Origin of the sequence: Paenibacillus sp. FSL K6-2862 (assembly GCF_038005125.1) — a bacterium.
Taxonomy (GTDB): Bacteria; Bacillota; Bacilli; order Paenibacillales; family Paenibacillaceae; genus Paenibacillus; species Paenibacillus illinoisensis_A.
In genome coordinates this window covers 1,800,790-1,824,440 of sequence record NZ_JBBOSN010000001.1, presented here as the reverse complement: position 1 = coordinate 1,824,440, position 23,651 = coordinate 1,800,790, and the positions used below count along the sequence as shown (strand labels likewise).

The 23,651-nt window shown below is 48.3% G+C and carries 21 protein-coding genes; 7 read left to right on the top strand and 14 right to left on the bottom strand.

The annotated features are described in order from the left end of the window. Nucleotides 1-109: 109 nt before the first annotated feature. The 3 genes from MHB82_RS08535 to MHB82_RS08525 all read left to right on the top strand — a co-directional run bounded on the left by MHB82_RS08535 (nucleotide 110) and on the right by MHB82_RS08525 (nucleotide 2,689). Nucleotides 110-880, top strand: a complete 771-nt coding sequence (locus MHB82_RS08535) for a DeoR/GlpR family DNA-binding transcription regulator (RefSeq protein ID WP_110821144.1) — start codon at nucleotides 110-112, stop codon at nucleotides 878-880. A 73-nt stretch (nucleotides 881-953) separates the two neighbouring features. Then, the gene (locus tag MHB82_RS08530; RefSeq protein WP_341174447.1) at nucleotides 954-1,499 is read left to right on the top strand and encodes a TetR/AcrR family transcriptional regulator; all 546 of its coding nucleotides are present in this window, start codon (nucleotides 954-956) and stop codon (nucleotides 1,497-1,499) included. A 74-nt stretch (nucleotides 1,500-1,573) separates the two neighbouring features. Then, nucleotides 1,574-2,689: an MFS transporter gene (locus tag MHB82_RS08525; protein WP_095359234.1), complete on the top strand. Its 1,116-nt coding sequence runs from the start codon at nucleotides 1,574-1,576 to the stop codon at nucleotides 2,687-2,689. Nucleotides 2,690-2,792: 103 nt separating this feature from the next. Here MHB82_RS08525 and MHB82_RS08520 read toward each other — a convergent pair whose 3' ends face one another. Both MHB82_RS08520 and MHB82_RS08515 read right to left on the bottom strand, forming a co-directional pair. Beyond that, nucleotides 2,793-3,335 carry a hypothetical protein gene (locus tag MHB82_RS08520; RefSeq protein WP_341174446.1) on the bottom strand — a complete coding sequence of 181 codons (543 nt, stop codon included), beginning with the start codon at nucleotides 3,333-3,335 and terminating at the stop codon, nucleotides 2,793-2,795. A 58-nt stretch (nucleotides 3,336-3,393) separates the two neighbouring features. Then, the gene (locus MHB82_RS08515) at nucleotides 3,394-3,912 is read right to left on the bottom strand and encodes a GrpB family protein (RefSeq protein WP_341174445.1); all 519 of its coding nucleotides are present in this window, start codon (nucleotides 3,910-3,912) and stop codon (nucleotides 3,394-3,396) included. A gap of 211 nt (nucleotides 3,913-4,123) precedes the next feature. Between MHB82_RS08515 and MHB82_RS08510 the strand changes: the two genes are divergently transcribed. Next, complete coding sequence (locus tag MHB82_RS08510; protein WP_341174444.1) at nucleotides 4,124-4,405, top strand: SunI/YnzG family protein; 282 nt, start codon at nucleotides 4,124-4,126, stop codon at nucleotides 4,403-4,405. Between the two features lie 112 nt (nucleotides 4,406-4,517). Here MHB82_RS08510 and MHB82_RS08505 read toward each other — a convergent pair whose 3' ends face one another. From MHB82_RS08505 to MHB82_RS08460, 10 genes are all read right to left on the bottom strand, one after another. Beyond that, nucleotides 4,518-5,480 carry a glycosyl hydrolase gene (locus tag MHB82_RS08505; RefSeq protein ID WP_341174443.1) on the bottom strand — a complete coding sequence of 321 codons (963 nt, stop codon included), beginning with the start codon at nucleotides 5,478-5,480 and terminating at the stop codon, nucleotides 4,518-4,520. 91 nt (nucleotides 5,481-5,571) lie between these two features. Continuing rightward, entirely contained in the window at nucleotides 5,572-6,582 is a 1,011-nt protein-coding gene (locus MHB82_RS08500) for a carbohydrate ABC transporter permease (RefSeq protein WP_095359178.1), read from the bottom strand. A gap of 30 nt (nucleotides 6,583-6,612) precedes the next feature. Beyond that, nucleotides 6,613-7,512 (bottom strand): carbohydrate ABC transporter permease, encoded by a 900-nt coding sequence (locus MHB82_RS08495; RefSeq protein ID WP_095359179.1) that lies wholly within the window; start codon nucleotides 7,510-7,512, stop codon nucleotides 6,613-6,615. Continuing rightward, a complete protein-coding gene (locus MHB82_RS08490) occupies nucleotides 7,509-10,094 on the bottom strand; it encodes a DUF5696 domain-containing protein (RefSeq protein WP_341174442.1) in 2,586 nt (861 codons plus the stop codon). The genes MHB82_RS08495 and MHB82_RS08490 overlap by 4 nt, the downstream gene beginning before the upstream one ends. Before the next feature lie 14 nt (nucleotides 10,095-10,108). Beyond that, complete coding sequence (locus tag MHB82_RS08485; RefSeq protein WP_183521348.1) at nucleotides 10,109-10,729, bottom strand: YIP1 family protein; 621 nt, start codon at nucleotides 10,727-10,729, stop codon at nucleotides 10,109-10,111. Then, a complete protein-coding gene (locus MHB82_RS08480) occupies nucleotides 10,710-12,176 on the bottom strand; it encodes an NHL repeat-containing protein (RefSeq protein ID WP_341174441.1) in 1,467 nt (488 codons plus the stop codon). Before MHB82_RS08480 ends, MHB82_RS08485 begins: the two co-directional genes overlap by 20 nt. Nucleotides 12,177-12,187: 11 nt before the next feature. Next, entirely contained in the window at nucleotides 12,188-13,051 is an 864-nt protein-coding gene (locus tag MHB82_RS08475) for a carbohydrate ABC transporter permease (RefSeq protein WP_017689719.1), read from the bottom strand. Between the two features lie 2 nt (nucleotides 13,052-13,053). Further along, nucleotides 13,054-13,965: a carbohydrate ABC transporter permease gene (locus tag MHB82_RS08470; RefSeq protein WP_341176611.1), complete on the bottom strand. Its 912-nt coding sequence runs from the start codon at nucleotides 13,963-13,965 to the stop codon at nucleotides 13,054-13,056. 75 nt (nucleotides 13,966-14,040) lie between these two features. Beyond that, on the bottom strand, nucleotides 14,041-16,968 hold the full coding sequence (locus tag MHB82_RS08465; RefSeq protein WP_341174440.1) for an extracellular solute-binding protein: 2,928 nt from the start codon (nucleotides 16,966-16,968) through the stop codon (nucleotides 14,041-14,043). Nucleotides 16,969-17,086: 118 nt separating this feature from the next. After that, a complete protein-coding gene (locus tag MHB82_RS08460) occupies nucleotides 17,087-18,469 on the bottom strand; it encodes an ABC transporter substrate-binding protein (RefSeq protein ID WP_437126815.1) in 1,383 nt (460 codons plus the stop codon). 519 nt (nucleotides 18,470-18,988) lie between these two features. Here MHB82_RS08460 and MHB82_RS08455 point away from each other — a divergent pair. Further along, nucleotides 18,989-20,026 carry a LacI family DNA-binding transcriptional regulator gene (locus MHB82_RS08455; protein WP_341174439.1) on the top strand — a complete coding sequence of 346 codons (1,038 nt, stop codon included), beginning with the start codon at nucleotides 18,989-18,991 and terminating at the stop codon, nucleotides 20,024-20,026. Nucleotides 20,027-20,121: 95 nt separating this feature from the next. Here MHB82_RS08455 and MHB82_RS08450 read toward each other — a convergent pair whose 3' ends face one another. Together MHB82_RS08450 and MHB82_RS08445 are read right to left on the bottom strand one after the other, a co-directional pair. Next, nucleotides 20,122-21,300 carry a DUF4272 domain-containing protein gene (locus tag MHB82_RS08450; RefSeq protein ID WP_341174438.1) on the bottom strand — a complete coding sequence of 393 codons (1,179 nt, stop codon included), beginning with the start codon at nucleotides 21,298-21,300 and terminating at the stop codon, nucleotides 20,122-20,124. A gap of 73 nt (nucleotides 21,301-21,373) precedes the next feature. Next, nucleotides 21,374-22,594, bottom strand: a complete 1,221-nt coding sequence (locus MHB82_RS08445) for an RtcB family protein (RefSeq protein ID WP_341174437.1) — start codon at nucleotides 22,592-22,594, stop codon at nucleotides 21,374-21,376. 291 nt (nucleotides 22,595-22,885) lie between these two features. Between MHB82_RS08445 and MHB82_RS08440 the strand changes: the two genes are divergently transcribed. Both MHB82_RS08440 and MHB82_RS08435 read left to right on the top strand, forming a co-directional pair. Further along, complete coding sequence (locus MHB82_RS08440) at nucleotides 22,886-23,392, top strand: DUF6773 family protein (protein WP_110821158.1); 507 nt, start codon at nucleotides 22,886-22,888, stop codon at nucleotides 23,390-23,392. Nucleotides 23,393-23,415: 23 nt separating this feature from the next. Next, on the top strand, nucleotides 23,416-23,619 hold the full coding sequence (locus MHB82_RS08435; RefSeq protein WP_095288443.1) for a helix-turn-helix transcriptional regulator: 204 nt from the start codon (nucleotides 23,416-23,418) through the stop codon (nucleotides 23,617-23,619). The last annotated feature ends 32 nt before the right edge of the window (nucleotides 23,620-23,651 follow it).

Here is a 23,651-nt window from a genome sequence, read left to right as displayed (position 1 = left end):
ATCCTGTCAATACATTTATTCCGGTCATGCAACAAGCATACTGTAGCTAGAAGTATAAAAATTAACGTAGAATAGAAAAAGTACGAAATGGAATACGGGAGGACATTGTATGTCATTAACCTACGAAGAACGAAGACAGACCATTCTAGCTCAATTGGCCACCCAGGGAAAAGTTCAGGTGCAGCTGCTGGCTGACCACTTTCAGGTATCAACGGAGACCATCCGGCGCGATTTGGACCGGCTTGAAAAAGAAGGAGAATTGCGTAAAGTCTATGGCGGTGCAGTACGTGTGCGCTCAGGAATGATTGAAGACCCTTTTCAGAAGCGTTCATTATTGCAAATGACCGAAAAACAACGTATCGGCGCTGCTGCAGCATCTCTGATTGAGGATGGGGAAACCGTAATGCTGGACAACGGGACAACGACGCTTGAAATCATGCGCCAGCTGAAAAATCGGTCGCAGATCACGGTTATTACCAACTCTGTGCCCATTCTTGCCTGTGCTCTGGAGGATTTCGCAGGTAAGATCATTTTTGCCGGAGGCGATATCAATCCAGCGGTACAAGCCTCGACGGGTCATCTTGCTCATGAATTGTTGAATCAATTCAAAGTCAATAAAGCCTTCATCTCTGCCGGCGGTATATCGTTAACGGATGGCATCACAGATTATATGCTGGAGGAAGCCCTGATCTCCCGTAAGATGATGGAACGTGCGGAGGAATCCATTCTTGTAGCGGACCACACCAAATTTGGACGCTCCACCTTTGCGCAGATTGCACCCCTGGATCAGATCTCCATGGTCATCACGGACGATGGATGTCCCGCAGAGTGGGTAGACACGCTGCACGGAATGGAGATTGAAATGGTTCACAAAATTTGACAATCGAATTGTATTGTTATAATTTGGGATATAATGATCGTTCTATCTGAGTCTAAAGGGAGAGATTGCAGCTATGAGCAGCAAAAAGGAAATGCTGTTGAACGTGGCAGAAAATTTATTCTATCAACATGGATTTCACTCCATTGGCCTGAAGCGGATTATCACGGATGCAGATATTGCCATCATGACTTTATATAATCACTTTGATTCCAAGGATGACCTCATCGTGGAGGTTCTTCTTCGTAGAGAACAGCGATATCTGGAACAGCTGAGACAGTATGCCGATAACAAGGCACAGCCCCTGTTTCTGAATTTAGCTGAAGGGCATGCACGCTGGCTGATGGAGCACGAGTCCCGGGGTTGTATGTTCTTGCGTGCCAAGGAAGAGTTTGGCGGCGATCCGGAACATGTGATAGTTCAAGCTGTGCATACGCACAAAAAACATGTGATGACCCTGATAAAAAAATTGGATGCGTCCATTACGGATCGGGATATGATCCGATTTTCCCTACTCTTGGAGGGCTCCACCGCGCTCGCTGAGACTCAAGATGTAAGTATTGTCTGCCGGGAACTGCTTGACATGACTCGAAACAGTTTCAAGTTGTCCCACACCGGGTGAGTTATAGTTCAACTCACTTTTTTTATTTCAGCAGAAATATAATGATCGTTCTATCTAAAAAGGCGGTGGATATGTTGAAAAGAATTATTTTTCCCGGGATTGCACTTATTTCGGTATGTTATGCGTTTGGAAGATTCAGTTATGGTCTGTTTATGCCGGAAATTTCGGAATCGCTGCAGCTGAATGATACCCAGTCGGGTGCAATCAATTCGGCTACTTATATTGCCTATTGTCTCTCTTTAATCATTGCACCTTTGATTATTAATCGCATCGGTCACTACCCGGTTATTCAAATGGCAGGCATAAGCGCCATACTTGGTTTACTTGGCATCGCCCTTTCTCCAAATGCCTTGGTCCTAACCATAGCCGTATTTCTCGCCGGACTGAGCACAGGCCTGGCTTCTCCTGCCTTGGGTAACACCGTCTATGCGGAACTTCAGCCTGAGCAGCAGGCCCGAGGTAACAGCTGGATTAACACGGGAACAAGCTTCGGCATTATCGTTTCCGGCCCAATTTATCTATTGTTCAGTGAATACTGGCGCTGGTCCTATATTTTTTTCGCCGTTCTTGGTGTTTTGGTTTTGCTGTGGAACAGACGCGTTCTTTCGCCACGCAAAACCGAACCTTGCACCAAATCTCTCTGGGCATGCATGAAACCTACTAGACCTGGTATGGCTCTGCTTATGGCCTCCCTATTGACAGGCTTTAGTTCTGCAATCTATTGGACGTTCGCGCGAAGCTTTCTGACGGACGAAAAAGGGGCCTCCGATTCGGAAGCCGTATTGTTCTGGATTGTGATGGGGATTTTGGGGATTTTGGGCGGATGTGCCGGCCGAATTATCGAACGAATTGGAATCGGGCGTTCCTATCATGTCGGTATCCTGCTGCTCGCCATCTCCCTTGGTGTTATTATTCTGCCATCCATGACCGCGAGCCTGACGTCTGCTGTTATGTTCGGAAGCACCTACATCTTCCTGACCAGTGTGTTTATCGTTTGGGCGACCAGACTATTTCGTCCAAATACGTCGATTGGGATTAGCCTTGCCTTTCTTGCACTGGGTGCAGGACAGTTCTTCGGCTCTTCCATTGCGGGTTACACGATTGATGCGTTCTCCAATACGACAGCATTTATCGCATTTGCCGTGTTGGGGCTGTTTGGATTGCTGATTCGGGTCAAAGTAGCTGATTGACGTCTATGCAGCTATACGGTCGACACATTCGCGGCACATCTGAAACTGATGTGCCCAGTGGATGTATCTGGTGTTTTGGGAATTCTTATGTTGAGGATGAACCTTAAATGCCTTGGTACGGTTGGATGATCAGCTCATCCCACACCTGAACTTCTATATAACGTTCCGGGCCCAATTCACCATTCTGGTTCCATTCCTGAGGCCACCCATAGAACTGTATGACCTGCAGGATTTCATCTTTGGTATACACCTGCTTACGATACGGCTTATCATCCGAATAACGCATGGTTGGGAAGAGATCTCCATAGGTAAAACTTACGGTTTCGGGAGGCAGATCACACCAAGAAATGGCGATCCTCTCCGGTTCCGTATACCACGATGTTAGCCACTCACATTTACCCAGAGTCATGTAATGGGGATAGGAGCTTGTCGGTCTCCCACCTTTGGCAGTAAACTGCTCTAACGCTTGTTGTTCAAGCATTTTGCGAATTATCAAGTAATCTGCTGAACGTTGACTGGCAAAATTCCGGCCTTCCTGCCTGAGTTGCTGTGCAACGACTTCCGCATCCTGTTTAGACAAGCTGGAGAGATTGCGGAACGGTCCAATACGTTTCTCAAAATAATGATATGCATTCAGGTCTGTCATACAGATCACACCTTTGTCATTGATACAAATACACACTCTTCTATCAAACTAGCGTTATCTATTCATCATACAGTCTGGCCTTCCGGATGACGGATTGAATAAAAGAAGCTTTGGCTGCGGTGTACCCCACACGGTCATGTCTGAACTGCTGTTCCAGCTTTTTCTTCAACGCGTAGTACTCTTGCATAATTTCAGTGTCTCTCCTGAGAGCATTGCGAAACAGCAAGTTATCCGTCCATTCCAGGCTCCTGTACTTGTAGATATGGAGATGATGCGTACCTGCTCTCCATTGTCCTTTTCGGAAAAACAAACGTTCCGGGAAATCCGACTTGGGTACATACTCGTACCCCAGTTGTCCCAATGCTTCCATATGTACTGCCTCCACATCGTTCAACTCGTGTACTCCTGCCATCATATCGATTAATGGTTTCGCGCCTAGACCCGGCACAGATGTACTCCCAACATGTTTAAAATCCACGCAGATCTCTGCCAGCACCATCATGATTTTATTACGTTCTTCGTGATAATCCTCAACCCATCTTGGGTCATATTCCGATACGACCACTTCTTCTCTCATAGTGATTCAAGCCTTTCTGTGCCTTACATTTATTAGTCATAGTGTACATCATGTGAACAATGATGGAAATAACTGTTGTAAATCAATTCGGTCTGGCTTCAAATTGTTTATTTAGCATTATTCGTTATTAATAAGGAAATATTAACCACTTAATGATAAACTGGTATAAAGGTAGTTCACCTTAACTCATCACTGATTAGGAGGACATATGATGCTAGGTGTAAAAGTAGAGCAGGAAAAAAATCAACTGATCATTCGCTGGCAGTTTTCTAAAATTAGTATTCCGATAACAGATATCCAATCCGTTACCCTTGAGGATACCTATGGTGGAAGTGAGCCTTCGGCCATTCGAATCGGCGCAGCGTATGGCGCTTCTGAAACCATTCTAATCCGCACACCCCATCAATCTTACGTCCTGTTCACTTCCAATGAGACTTTATTTCCGAAGATCAATGCTCTGATATCGAGCTCAGCGAGTAACCATTACATTTAATTATCATCCACCATCCATAAAAATCACGATTAAAAAAGCGCTGGCATCCGCATAATTTCTTATGCCATGCTAACGCTTTTTAGGTTCACGATACGCTGAACGCCTTGAACGACTATTTCCAACTCCACTCAGGCAACTGATCCAGAGTTATGACATAGTCGCTGTTGTACACTTCTTTTAAAAATTCCACTGTATTATGCTGGCCACCCCTCAGAAACTCACCTGTCCAGGTACAGAACCAGCTCCAATGAATGCCCTGCTCCTCCATCTGCTGCGGATCAGGAATGGAGCCGTTCTCCGCGAGTGCTATCATTTTGCTGTCACTCACCAAATTCCGCAAGTTCTCGTAGCGTTCTGCAAGTGGATCATGGTTCCCTGCCTTCGGATATACATCCACGCTCACAATGTCCACAACATCATCGCCCGGATACCATTCCGGCTGTTCCGAGTTCCACACCCAGATAAGATTATTTAGCTCATGTTGGTTGACCAATCGATCATACAGCAGACGATACAACTGTTTGGCAGGTTCAGGTCCTTTCGCTCCCCACCAGAACCACCCTCCTTCAGCTTCATGAAGCGGGCGGAATAACACGGGTACGCCTACTTCCTTAAGCTCCTGCAGATGCCCGGCGATCACATCGATATCCCGGATCAACAAGGCATACTCATCCGATTCGGGGTTAGCCAGCGCGGAGGCGAGATCGAACGTTGTGGCCTCCGTATAAAATCCCCGCCACCACTCTTTACCAGGTTCATCGATCAGTTGGGACGGTGCATTCCAGTGCCAACACAAGGTCACGATCCCGCCTTGCTGATGCCATGCAATCATATCTCGTATTTCTTCGGAAGTCGCTCCCCGCTCTGTCCTTGAAGGTGAGTATTCCATCAGATCAAACCCAATCACAGCCGGTTTCCGTCCCGTATTCTCATTAATCCAGTTCAAGTTGCTGTATTCCTGCTGACCCGAGAGTACTGCCGTCCCATAACTCTTCACCAAGTACTTCATCAATTCCCTGGCCTCGGAAGTCGCATCTTGATTTACCAAGGTACTGCTTATCTTATTTTCCGTCATTGATAATCCCCCATTCCAAGGCAGGGTACATAGCGACCCAAATATCAAAATCAACCGAATTACGTATCCTATCTGACTACGCCAAACCCGCTTAACCAACAACGCCAGAACGCTCAATACTTTCCACGAAATAACGCTGTACAAACAGATACAAAATAATCAGAGGTGCAATCGCCAGCAAAATGCCCGTATCCACGATCATGGCGACATAGTTCGGATCAGCCTTCATGCCGGAACTCGAACCAAAACCCATCAGTTGGGGAATCAACTGATTCGCCTGAGCGGGTAATGAAGCGACCTTCAGCGAGATCAATGAACTTTCACTCATGAACAGCGCCGAATAGAACGTATCATTGTACTGCCACACAAAGGAAAACAGAATAACTGTGATCAGTGGTGAAATGGCGTTGGGCAGCATGATTCGGGCAAATGTACGGAATCCGCCCGCGCCATCAATCAGCGCAGCTTCTTCGATCTCTTTGGGCATACCCTTGAAGAACTGTCTGAAAATATAAATGAATAGCCCTGCCTTCAGCCCACCGGCCGTCGCTGCAGTAATCATGGAAGGCCAATAGGTATTTAACAGATTGACCCCCTCCCTGCCCGTAAACAGCTGAATAATGCCCAGAAAGTCGAAACTCCGGAAATGCAGGTACATCGGTACCATCAGCGTGCTTGTCGGCACCAGAATGGTGAGAATCACCAGCACAAAGAGGACATTGCTGCCTGGAAAAGTAAAGCGGGCAAATCCATATCCGGCAAGCGCACAGGATATCGCCGTCAAAAGCGTGGTTATGGTAACAAACAGCAAGGTGTTCGCGAGCAAAGGCAGGTAATCCATTACCTGTGCGGCCAGCCTGATATTGTCCAGCGTGAAATGCTGGGGAATCATATAAATGGTTGGATTATAGATGTCTTGTTTATCCTTGAACGCAACCGAGATTTTAAGAAATAACGGATACAGAATAATAAATGAAATGCCGATGATCAATGCATATCTGAATATGGAATACAGGAGGTCCGATGTTTTATTCCGAACTCGCTGCAGTTGATAATTCTGCTTCGGAACCACCACCATGCGATCCGTTCCCGACACAGCCATAGTCTAGTAGCCCTCCTTTTACATGAACCGTCAGTTGTAATGCACCCGCCGTGACAATACCCAGCCGACAACGAGCAGCACAAGGCCGATCACCAGCGTATACAGCCAGGACATTGCCGAGCTCAGGCCAAAATTCTGGGTCTTAAATGCCGTTTGGTAGATGGCTTGTGTAACCGGACTTCCAGCAAATGAATCGATAATCGTATAAATGACATTCGTCAATATCAGCGGACTGACCATTGGAAATGTAATTTTCCAGAATGATTCATAGGCCGTTGCCCCTTCGATTTTGGCTACTTCATACATGGAACCAGGTACGGACTGCAGGGCGGCGAGAAAGATCAGAATCTGAACGCCTGAGCGGCTAATGATCTCGTAAATTCGCATGATGGCTTCCACGATATAATCCACATAGGCCATCGGCAGTCCAACATCGGCCAGCATCCGCACGATGGAAACCACGTTAAACGAAGCTCCTCCATCAGCCGTCGATTCAACGGCGCTGGCGTCGCCCATCAAATTGATCAGACCTGCAGATTCGGCTGCCGCTACCGCACTGGAGGCCAGAATAACGGGCAGGAAGAAGATCGCCCGCGCCATGGTTCTACCCTTGAACTTCTGGTTGAGCAGGGTCGCCGTAAACAGACTGAAAAACAATATCATGGGCACATTTAGCAGCATGGCCCCAACCGAATCAATCAGGATCCGGTTAAAGGTAGCATCCACGAGAAGTGCATCCTTAAAATTTTTCAGTCCGACAAAGTCAAGAACGTATCCTCCTGGAGCCACTGACAAGTTGCTGAAGCTGAACCGAATCGATTGCAGGAGCGGTGTGGCAAAAAGGAAGATGAAACCAAGCAGCCACGGTGAGATAAACGCAAGACCGAGCAGTGCTCTCCGTGATTTCAATGATAAACGCAGAGTTCTCATTGGCTCACTCCTTCCACGGCATAGTCCATTTTGCCAACCGACACTCCGTCTACAGTTACCCGATCGTCAGTGTAGTTTACAAGGATAGTCGTACCGCCGCTGTACGTGACCCGGACCACGCCTTCCTGAATTCGTTCATGCCCGGTCATCTGCTGATTCCCCAACCCTTTCAACACCTCATTTGCTTCCTTGTACAGAACAACCGCGTCATCTATCCAGTCTTCGTACGCTGTAGCATAAGCCGAATCATAATTCGTTAACTTCAGCCTGGATGATGGTTCATGAGTCCATTGGAAATGCGGAGCTGCACCAAGCTCAATACTTCGCAGGAGCTGCTTGCGCAAGTCCTGATCTCCTGACGTATTCATGGGGGATGCTGCGTAGTACATATATCCATGAATGACCATTTCATAAAAAGGAACTTCCTCATCGGTAATGTTGAACCAACTGGAGCCTTGAGGCACATCGACTACATGCTCTGCATATCCCCATGCATAAGCATTAGCCGATGACAACATCATGCTCGGATACTCCTGATGCAGCTTGCCAAGCTGCTCCTTCACAATGTTCTTGGCCGTCTCGCGGTGAATGACACGGTTATCCCGATAATCGGAAGTCAGAACCTGCCCGAGATCACGGAGTGATAATCCGCCGAGTTCCAGTTTTGTAAAGTTCCCGGCAAATTCGCTGATCACATAAGGAAGCTTCGCAGCCGAGAGCAGATAATAGCTGTCCTTGCTCTGATCCATTCGGTTGAGAGCAGGACTGTAAGGATACAATTCCGCGGTCTCCTTGGTTACAAACCGGGCCGCATCGGAAGACGGCGCAAAACGCGAGTCATCATGATAGATTCGCTGGAATGCCACATCAGGGAATAGGGCTCCCCCTGACTGCTGCAATCGGGCAGACAGCTCCTGCAGCTCAGAACGACTTCCTACTTCACGATCCAGCTTCACTTGGGTCGGCGTATGGTGGCTGAACCCGCCACCGAACCAGCCCTGATACCGCATCTGTACACGGCTCACACCTTCCTGCTGTAACTTTGCTGCCATGTCGGCAGCCTGTTCATACGTCGTCATGGCTAGTGTGGTCCGATAAGGCACACCCAGAAATGAGGCTTTTTGGTCGACTGCACCGAGTACACTCACATAGAACGGCAGCTCCGTCTGTTCTTCCAGCGGCTTCAGCACATCCCCATCCACCAACTGCTGCTGATACAGGCGAGCCATACCGGAATAACTGGCATCTTCTCCATGCAGGAAATGATATCGGACCTGGATATCTCCGCGAAAAGGCTCTTCACTCAGCAGTTGAATCTCCTGCATTTTCTGCGAGGTATACATCTCCAGTTCATCCTCCCCACGCAGGGAGAAGGTCGCATGTACATGGTTGTAACTGTTCTGCCTGCCTCCGATATCGGCAGAGATGCTGGCCATTCCGTCTCCTTTTTCAATCACGGCAAACCAGGCATGCTCCCCGTTCTTGAGACCAAATACAGGCATATGGGCTGATTCGCTGACCTGGGGCCGACTGAGCGAATTGTCGTTAGGATCTGCACCGTATACACGCTGTACATACTGCTCTTCCTTGACCTTTCCATTATTCAGATGGATCAAGCTGCCTGACCCGTCCGGCACGAACATATACCCTTCGCCCTTTGTATCCGCGGCACCGAAGTAAGCGAGCAAATCCATGTTACGAATACGATATTGACCACTCTCTTCCACTTGACTCAGAGGTACGGTTACCACCAGCGAGCCTTGATCCAGCCGATATTCCACCGGGATGACGAAGCTGGGCTTATCCGATGCCCCACCACCTTCAACCCCATTTTCCTGATTGTCATAAGCAAGATCGTCTGCGGTGTAACCCGCTGTCTCAAAGGCATCCAGCATCTTGTTCAGAACGAGCTGCTTCGAAATCTGTCCATCCAGCCTTTCCAGAACATCCGGATTGTCCTTGGTTGGATAGTAACGGGCAGAAGCATACCTTGCGGCGGTAGCATCCAGTTTCGAAAGAACCTTTTCCTCCAGGCGCTGTTTGCTAATCAATCTGGGCAATGCATCAATACCGAGCGAGGTATCTCCAAGTGTGTAAGTAATCCGGATTCCCCCATCCACATTAGCAGCAACAAATTGTTTGTTGGTAATACTGGTGCTGAAATTCGGAAAGTTCTCCAGTGTACCTATCGCATCCCGGAAGGAGATGTTGAGTTGGGACGACAGAACTTCTTTCTCATAAGCCGAGGCCAGACCATCTTGGGTGCGTTCTTTGGGATTGCTGTACCAGATCTCTCCGCTAGCTCCGTCACGCACGGCGATCTCGGTTGTCTCCTCGTTATAATAAAGCGCCAATCCCTGATCCTCAGCGACCAATTGCATGCCTGGCACACCCTTCGAGGTATCCGCTAGATACTTCAGTGTCTCCGTTTCGGCTGGTATCGCCTCGGTTGTTGCTTCCAGATAAGCTGCTACTTCTATAGCGGGTACTCCCCTGTTGTTCATATACAGCAGTCCGGCTGTCATCAGAATCACAGCTGTGCCGCTGGCCAGCACCGTATATAATCGTTGCCTTTTGATCACGGATGCCGCCTCCTTTAGGTCCGAAAAATCAACTCGCGGTATATGTTATAACCGAATTCATATAATTGCTGCAGCATACTGAACACGAGCGCTCCGAGGAAAACGATAATCCCCATCACAATGAGCGTCAGCAGCATCGTAATGATCGTTTTGAACACCGTATATTGGTGCACCGTCATCGTGCCAATGAACAGGAGCAGCAGAAACCAGAAGAATGCGATGCTGTTAAACAGATAATAAAAAGCAGTCTCCTCCTGCACCATGAACCGGCTGATCACAATCATCGGGGCATAGATCAAAATAACCGGAATGAGTGAGTATCCTGTCGCCAGAAAGATTTCCCTGAACTTGCCTTCCCCTTCCATCAGCGTCGTCACCGACCAGTTGGCAACGCACCATAGAAAGAACGGCACCGCAACCGTCGCGATCTCCACAATACTGTTGATGGTGCGAGGATCAGTAAAATTGACGAGAAATCCCGCGTATTGCTTTTGCAAAGTCATCATGATGATGGTAAGCGCGAGTGCCAAAAAGGCAACAAGCATCCGTCCCCGGTTATCCGACTTGAGGTCCCAGTATGCATCGATAGGGTGAAAAATGAGATGCAGCGGAAACTTAATGTAATCCTGCTTCACGGTCAATCTGCCTCCTCCGTCTCCATTTAACCGCCACCCGGGCCAGGATCAGAATGAAAATCAGGGCAATACCTGCGGTCAGAAACGTGCCGAAATGTTCCTTCATCATCTCCCGCCGGTATCTTTTGAACGCCACCGAATAACTCTTGCGGTCCATCCCAAGCTCGAAGTAACCGAGAGCCTCCTTATTTTTCTTCTCCATGAGCAAGGATTTGCCGATACCGATATAGGCAATATCATAATTGGCGTTCAGCTTCAGCACTTCTTGCCAAATATGCACAGCTTCCGTATCCTCACCCTGATAATGAAGGGCAACTGCCTCATTCACATGGGTTCCAAACCGAGTCGGCTCATAGACCACCAGATTGTTCTTCCCCCGGTCAAGAACCAGTTGGTGATCGCCGGATTGCTCAATGGCAACGGGTGTTTTGAGCGTGCCTACCTGATTTCCTTTACCACCATAGATATAGAGCAGATGACCCTCGTCGTCGTAAGTGAACACCCGATTCTGTGTCGCGTCCAGCACACTGTACATGCCGTTGCCCAGCACTTTCACATCAATGAGCTTGGATGGCCCTGTATTGTTGCGAAACCGGATATCCCCCTTCACGTCAAAATAACCAAACCGCTTCAGCACATCTTCTCCGGACGGATTGAGTCGTTTGATCGGCTCACTCGAACCAGGATCGATGTTGGTTGCGTAGACAAACCCTTTATGGTCGATATCCGCGCTCGAAAACTCGGTCGGTACAAACAGGACCATCTGTGCCCGCTGGGCCTTGGTGGAGAACATGCGCCAGATATATTCGCCGTAGTCCCGCTCCACCTTATTGGTGCCGACGTATCCGATGAACTTCCCCGTCTCGTCAAACTGCATAATTCCTTCGTAAACGCCTTGAGCTACCACATAAACCCGGCCCACATGGTCAACCGTCAACTTCAGCGGCTGGAACTGAAAGTCAGTCGCCAGAACATCCGACTCGGGAGCATTGATAATACGATTCAATTGTCCCTTCGCATTCAGGATCACGACCCGACTGTTCCCTGTATCTGCGACGTAGATTCGCTCCTCTTCATCCACAAACAGTCCACCGGGAGCATTGAATGTTTCCTTGCTGCCTTCTCTCGTGAACCCGTCCATGACCCGAAGAAGCTTATACTCTTCGTCCAATATGACAATCCGGCTGTTGCCGCTATCCAAAATATAGATCTGACCGGATGAAGATACATTCACATCACTGGGATCCTTGAATTCCCCAATGCCTAATTCGCTGCCCGAGATGGTTCGCTTGGGCAGATAGGCATCCGGGGAAGGAACGGCTTCTCTCCAGGAGTTGTAGTTATAACTCTCATACGGCGCCGAAGAAGCTGCCGCAGGCACGGCATTCACCAGCAGCAGGGATACTGCCGCCAGGAGAACAAGCCACCTTTTCACTGTGCGTGCCATATCGCTCCCCCTCAATCCTTCATGCCCGAGCTCGCCATCGTCTCAATAATGCGGCTCTGCGAGAAAATAAACAGTGTAATCGGCACACTCATCAGAATAAGTGCCACCGCAGCACCTGCTCCTGCCCGGGATATTCCGCCTTGAATAATCTGGCCTGCTGCGTAATGCAGTGTCTTGAGCTGTTCGCTGTAAATGTAGCCATTGCCGTCACTGCCCCATAACATCTGGAACAGCAGGATGATCAAGGTCAGCCAGGCCGGCTTCACATTCGGCATGACAATCGACCAGAAGATCCGGTATTCACTTGCACCATCAATCTTCGCTGCTTCCAGCAGCGCATCCGGAATCTGCTCCATGAACTGCTTCATCAGATACAGTCCAAGTGAATAGGCAAATGCCGGAATGATAACGGCCCAATACGTGTCGATCCAGCCAAGCCAGGACATGATCATATAATTGGGAATCGCTGTTACGGCAGGGGTGAACATGAGCGATAGCACAACCACCTGGAACATGAACACTTTGCCCGGAAATTTATGCTTGGCAAGTGGATAGGCTGCTGCTGAAGCCAAAAGCACATGGCCCACAATGCCAATGCCCGTAATAAATACGGTATTGAAAATATATCGTGAGAAGGGCACCCACGAGTCGCTCAGCAGATTCAGCAAATCCGTAAAATTGCTGAACGTTGGATTTTTGACAAACAACGTCGGTGGAAAGGTAAAAATCTCATCCAGCGGTTTGAATGCATTGTTGATCGCATAGATTAGCGGCAGTACCATGAAGGCACCAAATACGAGCAGAAGGGCAAACAGGGAGAGACTGCCGGATAACGAGCGATTCACCCGCTTTTTGCCTGTCGCAATTGCAGCCATAGCTATTCTCCCACCCTTCGCAGCAATTTCTGTACAAGCAGGTTAGTGCCTACCATAATCATGAAGAGTACGGTTGCAATCGCCGAAGCGTAACCCATTTCAAACCGTGTTGTACCAAAGTCGATCAGGTGAGTGACCACCGTCTCAGCTGCATAGTTCACGCTTGGAAACCCAGCCAGTGCGATGGAGACGTCTGCCACGGCAAACGAGGTAGTAAGTTGAATGACTGCACCGAACATCAGCTGCGGCCGCATGGAAGGCAATGTAATATACCAGAGCTCCTGCCAGCGATTTTTGACACCGTCTACTGCACCTGCTTCATATAACGTCCGGTCAACTGTCTGCAATCCGGCGATGAATGCCAGAAACCCTGTACCCAAGCTCAGCCACAGCTGCACAAGGATAAGGATAGGCATGATGTACGCCTCGGTCTTCAGCCACTGAATCGGCTCCAGCAGGAAGCCCCATCGGATCAATAATCCATTGGCAATACCGTAGCGATCGCCCGAGAAGATCATCAACCAGATAAAGTAGACATTCCCGGAAATGGATGGCGCGTAGAAGATCAACGTCATGAATGCCCTCCATTTGGGCGTCAATTCATTAATGATCCAGGCACACACAAAGCAGGCAATATAACTGATGGGTCCGGTAATAATGGCAAACAGCAGCGTGTTCTTGATGGCAATCAGGAATACGTCATCCTCCAAAAACAACCGAGTGTAGTTCTGCCAGCCAATAAAACGCGGAAACTCCAGCATGTTGAAATAGGTGAAGCTGAGAATGATAGAGATAACAACCGGGATCACGGTAAACATGGTGAACAGAATCATGTAGGGAGCCAGCAGGACGTAGGAATGCTTGCTGGCTTTCATCTCCTGGAGCTTCCAGCTCCACCATGATTTCATGCCCATCCTTGAAGCCTTCTCAGGAGGACTGTGTTGACCGTCTCGGAGTGATATTTGTGACACTGTTAACCCTCCCTCTGCTTACGGAAGACCAAATTCATTACGTTTGACCCGAATCTCGTCCTGAATATACTGGGTGTAGTCCATAATGGATTCTCTGGCTTCCACTTGACCAACCACCGTTTTGTAAAAGGCATTGAACAGATGGCGCCCGGTAAAATAACCCCCTGGCACTTCGGGAATGCCCTTCACCGTTTCGAATTGTGCCTTAAGATTGGCATAATCCTCAGCTGGCCACGGCAATGAATCAAGCGCCTTGATGTTGGCCGTTGGATAACGCGCAGCAGCGCCCATCAGTCCTTCCATCTCGCGGCCGAATTCAGCCTGTACCGGTGTGCTGGTCCACCATTTCATGAACTCCCACGCGGCTTCCTTATCCTTGGCGCTCTCCAGCATCATGACTGCGCTGCCTCCGCCGGGCACATCCCGATTCAATGTGCCATCCGCCTGTACCGTACCCGGGACAGGAACGAAGCCCCATAGTCCGCGAATCTCCGGTGCAAATACGGATAGCTGGTTGTACATCGTGTAATCCGTCAAGCCGATCGGCATCTGCCCTGTTCTGAAGCGGTTGGCAAAGTCATATTCCCGCTCCAGCTTGTAATCGGTATAGAACTCTGTCCACTGCTTGAATGTCTCGATCCCGATACGTGAATCCAGATCGGATTCCTTGCCATCGTTGCGGTAGAAGGATCCTCCATTCTGTAGGAGCATCGTTGCGTATTGCGAGTTGGGCGGAATGTTGACACCCTGCATATTAGCCTGAGTCACAACCGGCATGCCGAATTCCATATGGTTTTTGCTAAGAATAGCCAGCAGACTTTCGACGTCTTCCCACGTTTGAGGGACTTCAAGCCCCAGTTCTGCGAGTACGTCTTTTCGGTAAAAGAGCATATTAAAAGTCTGTGTTTCCGGCAGGGCATACACACCCGAATCATAGACATAGGGGACGATCGCACTTTCTCTGAACTCCTGTTCCACTGAGGTATAGTCAGCAAACTTGGTCAGATCCACTGCCGAGTTCCTCATAGCAAAGTTTACCGGCAGGTCATTGCCGATCTGCATCGCTACATCCGGTCCTTCACCAGACAAGGTAGCCGGCAATAACGTCCCCATGTTCACCAGCTTCAGATTGACATTAATGCCGCTCTCCGGCGTAAAGGTCTCATCAATCATTGCCTTCATCGTATTGGCCTGGTCACGTCCACTGCCAATCCAGACCGTCACGGTACGCTGGTCTTCCGAAGTGGCAACATTGCCGATTTGGTTATAGTCAATGAAGAACGAATGATAGAATGTCTTCGCTTCATGACTGACCTTGGCAAGTGCGCCCATCCCTTTATGAGGAATACTGCTGTCGATGGACGCGACATACATGGCATCAATTTCAAGCGGCTGCTCCCGTGCCTGCTGCACCCATGTTCCGAGCCCACCTGTATTTGTTTTGTAAGCTGCCAGCCGTCTTGGTATGGTATCCGGCTTGTCAATCATCTCGTCCAGCTGCTGTGCCATCGTCTTGATCAACGCTTCCTGATCACTGGACTGGCCAGATAGAAGGCGAAGCTGCGCTGCCACGTCCTTGAGTCGTTTACTCTCCCCGGCAAATACCTCTAGCAGGTTCGGAATTTGCTTCTCCACCCGGTAATCCCGGAATTCATCCGGCTTGGTGCCTGTGATCATCAGAATTCGCCGGTACATGGAGTTCAGGTTATACAGACTATCCTCTACATTGCGTATCAACGGTGCGAAGTCACCTAGGCTGTTTTCCAGCCGTATGACATGTTTGCCTTTTTCCAGCTGAAACTTGTAGGGTTCCTTCCCGCCCATCACATCCACGCGATAGTCGCTTTGGTAGCGGAAGGGTGCTTTCGCCATCTCGGCAAATGGGACCTCACCATCAATGGTCAGTTTGCGCGTGGAATAGATGCCTTTGACGAAATTCTGCTGTGCAGTAAAGCCGATATGATAAAGTCCACTCTCCGGCACATCGACCTCCCACTCAATCCACTGTCCCGGCAGACGCCAGTTGTAGCCACCAATCGTATTGACGCGCACTTGGGAAGCACTATACGGGAATACTGCTGAACTTGACCTTTCGCTGGTCGGGTATAGCGTTGGTGAGGATTTGGCAATCGCCGCTTCTCCTTCAATCCGAATGAGTACATCTTTTGGCTGTCCGGAAGAATCCGTCTGCTGTGCCCCTGCGGTTTCCGCATAAGGAAGGACATTCTTCTCGTTGAAGAGCCGCAGGGATCGAATGACCATCGGTTCACGCGTAGATTTCAGTGTTAGGGTGTGTTCCCCTTTCTCTAGAAAAAACTTGAATGGTGCCTGCTCGTATCCATCTGAATCCTGGAACGTCTCTTCCATCCAGCGGGGTTTCTCCACCTGTTTCGGACGAAGATCATTTCCCTGATTATCCTGCTCAGCGGCTTCTTTCTCACTGCCCCATACCCGGTCAAATTGCAAATAGGCCGCTTCCGCAAATGGAAGTTCACCGTCAATATAGAGCGCACGCTCAATCGCGGAACTTTTGCCTTCTACAGGAAAATAAACTGCCGAGAGATTGTATATTCCGGTTTCCGGCACATCGACAACCCAATCAACCTCTCCTGTCTCACCGGTATACAAGGAAACCCCTTCCTTGCCTTCATAATCGATCAGTTTGCGGACCTCTTCACCCTCAGCTCGTATGTAGTCCCCCACTTCAATGGTGATATCCACCTCTGGCCGCGATGCTTCACCTGCTTGGATTACATATTGTTCGTATCCCTTCTTCTGCCTGGTCTGCTGCAAGATTGTATCCACCTCAATAGCGGGCAGACTGCCAGGCGGGACATCTGCACTCTCCACATCCGTACCGGAAGTGAAATACAGCAAAATGCCGGCTGCAGCCGCTACGAGTACAGTAGGCAGGATCCATCGGTTTCGTTGTAGAATTCCAGCCATTCTACGAGTCCTCCTCATCAAGGCTGATGCCAGCAACACCCTGGTTGGAATTCAGAAAAACGGGGTTTCGTGCATGATTACAGGCACCGGAACCCCCTCTCTGAATCACTTGCTGGTGTTATTGCTTGCCAAGTTTATCAACTGCAGCTTGTGCCTGAGCCTTATATTTCTCAGCTGTCGCTGTAACGGACGCGTTGTTTTTGATGATGTCGTTCACATAATCTCCGATGGGGTACCCTGCGTAGGCATCATCGAGCAGGATACGTCCCGTTCCGGCAATATGCTCACGAATCATGGCAATGTCCTTCTCGTCGGTATAACGGCTCTCCAGGTAATCCTGACCCGGATACTCTTCAATCTGCGGGATATCATAGGTCTCTTCATATATCTGGTAGACAATCTTAGGATCCTCTACACCCTTAGGAATGAATTTTGCTGAGGCTGCGTTATTGGCGTACGTTATATCCTTGCTGCCCTGAGGTCCGTTCGGAATGGGAACTACACCAGCGGCAAAGGTGATATCGCCCAGCTGCCATTCAGCGGCAGTGAATAAGGCAACGTCTCCATCCTTGAATGTATTGCTTTCCTCCCAGTTGGTTTTGTCGCCCGTTTTGACCTTCACGACATTCTCCACGTTATACAGGCGTTTAACGAATTCGGCAGCCTCAATGGTTTTTGGATCGGACAATCCTTCTTTTGCATTTTCGTCATCTACGATCGTGCCGCCATTGGCAGCGGTAAAATGACGAAGCACGTCAATCGGCCAGCCGGAGAATCCGTATACGTCAATTTTGCCATCGTTATCCGTATCTTTCGTTGCCTGTTTGGCCAGTTCCATGAATTTGTCCCAATTCCACTCACCCTTGTTATAGAGTTCCTGTGGATCAGGCAGCGACATTTTTTTGAACAGGTCACGGTTATAGTGAAGTCCCAGACCAATGCTGATTGGATTATCGAATGAGTAGTGATCACCGGCGATGGCCGGATATTTGGTAATCAAATTGGCTTCTTGATTGATGTTGTTCTCGGCTGTGGTGAATTCGGAGATCGGCAGCAGCTGCCCTTTGAGGATTGCAGGAAGAGCGGACTTGTATTCCATCTGGACGATGTCTGCGAATGGCTCGCCAGCCAGCGCAGTCGTGGTGAATTTATTCATGTATTCTTCGAACGGGACATTAACAAACTCGATTTTTACGTTATATTTTTTTTCGACTTCAGCAATCTTATCGAGACGGGCCTTATCCGATGCTGTCTCCCCCGCTGGCGTCAGATCCCACCAGGCAGCAACCTTGATGACACGTCCACCGAGATCCGGTACATTTGCTGCCACCTCTTCTGTCCCGCCTTCTGTCTCTGTTCCTGCGGTTTCGGTCGTCGTGCCCGAATTGGCGGTCCCCTCTGGATCCGCGCCATTTTGCACTGTCCCACCTCCACTGCAAGCGGATACAAAAAGCATCACGGCCAGTAACATCAACGGCAGAACGTTCCATTTTCTAATCATGTTTTTTACAACCTCCCCGAATGTGTATGCCTGAAATGGTCATGTCCAATCACTAGCACTCACTCACCTAATAAAATTATCACACCACCACCATTTGTTATTTTAACGTTTGGTTTTAACAAACAAAATTTAACATAGCGAAATGTAAGCGTCAACATTTTATTGTTAACATTTTCTAATTTATCTGGTATTATGCTGATAAAACCCATAAAAATGCTGATAATAAGCATGTTCGAAAGATTCTCTCGTCCTAATCTTTGTTTTGAGATCTCCACCTCGTTAAATTTTTGTTATTTTATAAAAATAACAAATAGATAATAATGAATGACATATTCCGATCTTTTCTCTCACCAAACTTCATCATTCCAGTTTCTTGTCCAACTTAGAACGATAGAACCACTAACATTTTTCATTCTGTATCCGTTATTAGATTAGAGGAAATATATCATGATATACTGGAGTCAGTCTCATGCTACATGGTCAAGAATACGGCAGAACTAAGAATGTAAGGATGGTATGATGAAGACGAAGGTAACAATTCAAGAAATTGCACATTTTACGGGTCTGTCAAAATTTGCGGTTTCACGTGCGCTCTCGGGTAAATCCGGTGTGAGCGACCAGACACGTGATATCATCCTCAAGGCCGCTGGCAAACTTGGATATTTCAAAGATAACAGCCTGTTATCTGGCGATATGAACAACAGCAATGAACTTCACGACCCTCAAAACATACGGTGGAGCGGAACGATTCTCATTCTGTTTCCCAATGTCCGTTATCAGAACCAGGAATCCGTCTATTGGGGTCCTATCTTTAACGGGATATCATCCAGACTGAACCAGAAAGGGTTTAATATCCTCACTCTGACGGAGCCTTCTACAGATCAATTATTTACACTGCTCAATCCCGATGCCATTCGGGGCATTATTACAGTCGGTTCAATTACGACACCCATTTTGCTAGAAATCAAACGTCTGGGAATCCCTGTTGTCATGGTGGATCATCTCGATCCAGTCTTCCACAGTGACAGCATTTTTACGGATAACTTTGCTTCCATGCGTGAAATTATGCTATATCTCCTTCGTAAGGGCTTCAAAAGCTTTCAATTTGTCGGAAACACCAGTGACGCTCACAGCTTTTATGAACGTTGGATTGCTTACAGCTCTGTGCTTATGGGTAACGGGATAGAGATGAATCAGATACCTGAATTGTGCAGTCCTGCGGTTGATGATTTCCGGCAAACATTTACCTCTGTGCTCCATGAAACGAACTTGCCAGAGGTGTTTGTATGTGCCAATGACTTCTTCGCCCTCTACACCATTGAAGCACTGGAGAGTATGGGGATCAGCGTACCTGAACAATGTGTGGTCACCGGTTTTGATAACACGTACGACAATATTCCCGTGCTTGCCACGGTCAATGTGAACAAGGAATTAATCGGTGCACGTGCAGTGGACCAGATGTTGTGGCGCATTATAAACCCCGAAAGTAATGTGGAGAAAAAGCTGATTATGGCTGATGTCCTCATTCGGGAGCAATATGGCCGGCATAGCGGATAAACCAACGCTAACGACAAAAAATCCCCCACGCCAGTGTTTGACTGGCTGGGGGATTTTAAAATCATGCCTACATATCAAAGTCGGCTCTATGCTTATTACGTATCTGTCCGCACGTCGTCCCATTCCTGATCCATATAACAAATCAGCCAATTCAAGGCACGGTGGCGTTCGTAAGCCACGCCTCCATTCAATCCCGCGGGAGGTGTTTGCTCATTAATCCGGCTGTTCACACATACCCAGTTGTAACGGTAGATCAGGTCGGCCGCATCGAGAATTTCACTTTTGCTGCGCAGGGATGCACCCGCGAGGAAGTCCTCGAAGCTGTCCTTTTGATGCAAATAACCTACAGCCTGTCCAACGTTACATAGCTCTACTGGAGCTCCCAGCTCATCGACATAACCAAGCGCCCACAGCATGACGTGGTAAGCTTCATATCCCCACGAAAAGGTGATGACTTCCTGCTGCTGCGCTCCATGCTGCTCGATAAATCTTTTCTCCGCTGGGGAGAAAAATGAGACTGCATCGTACTTGTCGATGACTTCCTGAACGAGTGCTGCTGTGTCTTCTGGACTTTCTCCTGCACCGAGGCATTCACCCTTGAGTGCTGCGAGACATAAGGCTACCGCTCGTTGTGCCACTTCTTCCACACTTCGAATCGTTGTATGCTCATCTCCAGCCCTTGCGGGTAAGTGCACATTGAATGGAATTCCCTGCGCTGCCATAATGGACTCGGAATTTTCCTTGCGGCGAGTGCCTGACTCGGACGGTGATCTGACATCATCCAAAAGACTGGTGTGCGCCGTCACTTGGTAATCCTCTACCTCGGATTCCCCATTCACATCCAGCAGCAGCTGTCCTTGTGCGTCCAGCAGGGAGCCACCTCCCCAAAAAATAACCGCATCCAGCCCTTGAGCAAGCTTCAATAATTCTTGGAAGAACTCCTCCGATATATCCTCTTCGGTCTCAATGCCAATGACCATGTTCAGGGTCGAGCATTTGATCAGCACTTTTTCCTGTACTGCCGGTTTACGTCCTTCAATCTGACTCATGAACCCCATCATACCCTGAATCATCGAAGTGAATTTATCGGGGTGTGTCTGACTGGTCATGATATTGAAGCCCTTGGTTTTCTTGCTGAGCCACTTCTTGCGGATAACCTGAATATGCGTCTTGTCTTCCTTGCGTATGATCTTATCCTGTGGATAGATGGATTGAATAAGTTCAAACAGCTGGTCCAGGTCAAACTGGGAGCTGTATAATGCGCAGTTTCTCATGGTGCTCACCTTCTTCTATTAAGTTCATATCATTCATAATTAAACAAGGACTCCCGGGACAGAACCTCGTTCACTAGTCCTTATACGGATCAAATTCATTGCCACCAGCCATGGCAACACCAACAGGGCGCAGCACATGATTGATTTTTAGAGTGTCTGCATGAGCATTCAGGACATCCTGCAGCTTTTTATACACAAACGGGCTTTCGTCCGTGCCTGCACCCCTCAGCTCCACGCCATACGCACGAATCGCCGCATGCATCTGTTCTTCACTTATTTCGCCGCCCATGCGAGTGCGCAGCTTATAGTTCATTTTACCGGCAGCCTGGGTACGACTCATGATCCGTCCAGCCCCATGCACCGTGCTGCGGTAGGACTCCGTGTTCTCCTCGCTGTGGATGCCCTCCACAATCACTGAGATATCTCCCATGCTACCTCCGACAAAACCAAGCTGTCCGGGTGCCAGTGGGGTGGCTCCCTTGCGGACGACGACCACGTCTTCTCCCATATGCTGTTCTTTCCAGGCAAAGTTATGATGGTTATGAACCGAGTACTCCGCACTCGCTCCAAGAATACCAAGCACCTGTTCTATAACATAATCTCGTCCTGCATAGGCATACCGGCCTGCGAGTGTCATTCCGTCCCAATACATTTCGCCCATTTCGCTGTTCAAGTCAAACAACGTTGGTGGCTGATCCATGGATTCTCCAGGCGCTTTCCCGCTGAACTCACGACCTGCAGCCAGATTGAGGAAACCGCTCGCGACTTTATGACCAAACCCCCGACTGCCGAAATGATTCGCAACCCATACTTTACCCGTTGATTCCTCTACGAAAATATCCACAAAGTGATTGCCGCTGCCTACCGTACCAAGCTGGTTGCGTGCGAGCGTTTTTAATTTGTGCTGCAGCCCAGGTTCAATCGAATCAAACAGCTTCCAACTCGCATCATCAAACAGCTCGTGATCAATCGGAGTTGGATTATTGCGACCCACCCCAAACGATACATTTGCATTGATATCATCCATAATAACGGCAATCTGGTCCTTGATATCCTCCCACATGAGATTGGTGCGTACTGCCTTGTTTCCGCAGGCAATATCGTATCCAACGCCCGAAGGACTGATCGTGTTACGATAGGCGACAACACCTCCGATCGGTTGTGAATACCCTTTGTGATGGTCAGCCATCAGTGCAACGCCAAGCACATCTCCATGCAGTGAACACGTCACCGCCTGACTCACTGCATTCTCCAGCGGCTCCCCCCATACTTTGATGTTATCTACGATTCTCATGTTATGTATGACCTCCAGTCTTATCAAACACTTTGTATATATTACCAAAAACTATTCCAAATGGGCAGTACATCAATCTCTATTGGATGAACAAATTGCTGCTCTGATGGCAGCACCTTCTAATGATCGCTGTGTGTAATCGGAACAATTTCAGGTTTTTTTTTTGATCTCATGCATCCTATATCAAACAAAATGACATATATATATTGCAAAAAGACTCAAATAATATTATCATAAAGCCAATAGGAAATATTCCCCACATTTTCAATTCCTACAAAGGAGAGGTCAATCATGAAATGGTTCAACAAAAAGGGCAATCAGGATGAGCGTATCGTCAATCTCAAAAACAAGGTGTACAAGGAAGCTTACATATTAATTATGTATCTATGCGGCATCTCCATCCTGATCAAAAGCTTTCTCAGTTGGGAAACGTATTCCATGCTGACGGAAGTGATCGTCATTCTCGCAGGAAGTATTTATTTCGGAGTTCGGTCCGTCATGCTGGGCATTTATTCGGATGAAGTTGAGGTCCATGACCAGACAAGCAAAATGTCGTACAGCCAGCGAAACGTAATTACGGGTCTCATTATCGGTATTTCGATGGCCTTGTTCCTGGGCATAAGAAGCTCCGTTTTGTTTGCCGATACCGTGCATGAGAAGTGGTGGTATTTCTTCCTCGTGTTTATATTTTCACTGCTTCTTTACATTCCGCTCTTTGCGGGATTTAATGTCATCGTTCATCACTTTGCAAACAAGGCGAGTCAAAAGGCCGCAAGTAAAGATCAGTGTGATTCATAGAAAGGATACAAGGGTGAATGGGCATGAAAAATATACGATTGAAAGTCGCCAGGGTAGAAAAAGATCTGTCACAGGATGATCTGGCACGGATTGTTGGTGTATCGAGGCAGACCATTGGTCTCATAGAACTGGGCAAGTATAATCCGTCTCTCAGCTTATGTATCGCCATATGCAAGGCACTCTCCAGAACACTGAATGATCTGTTCTGGGACGATGAGCAGACATAAGCCGGAACGTTCTTTACGGAATCATTATGTTA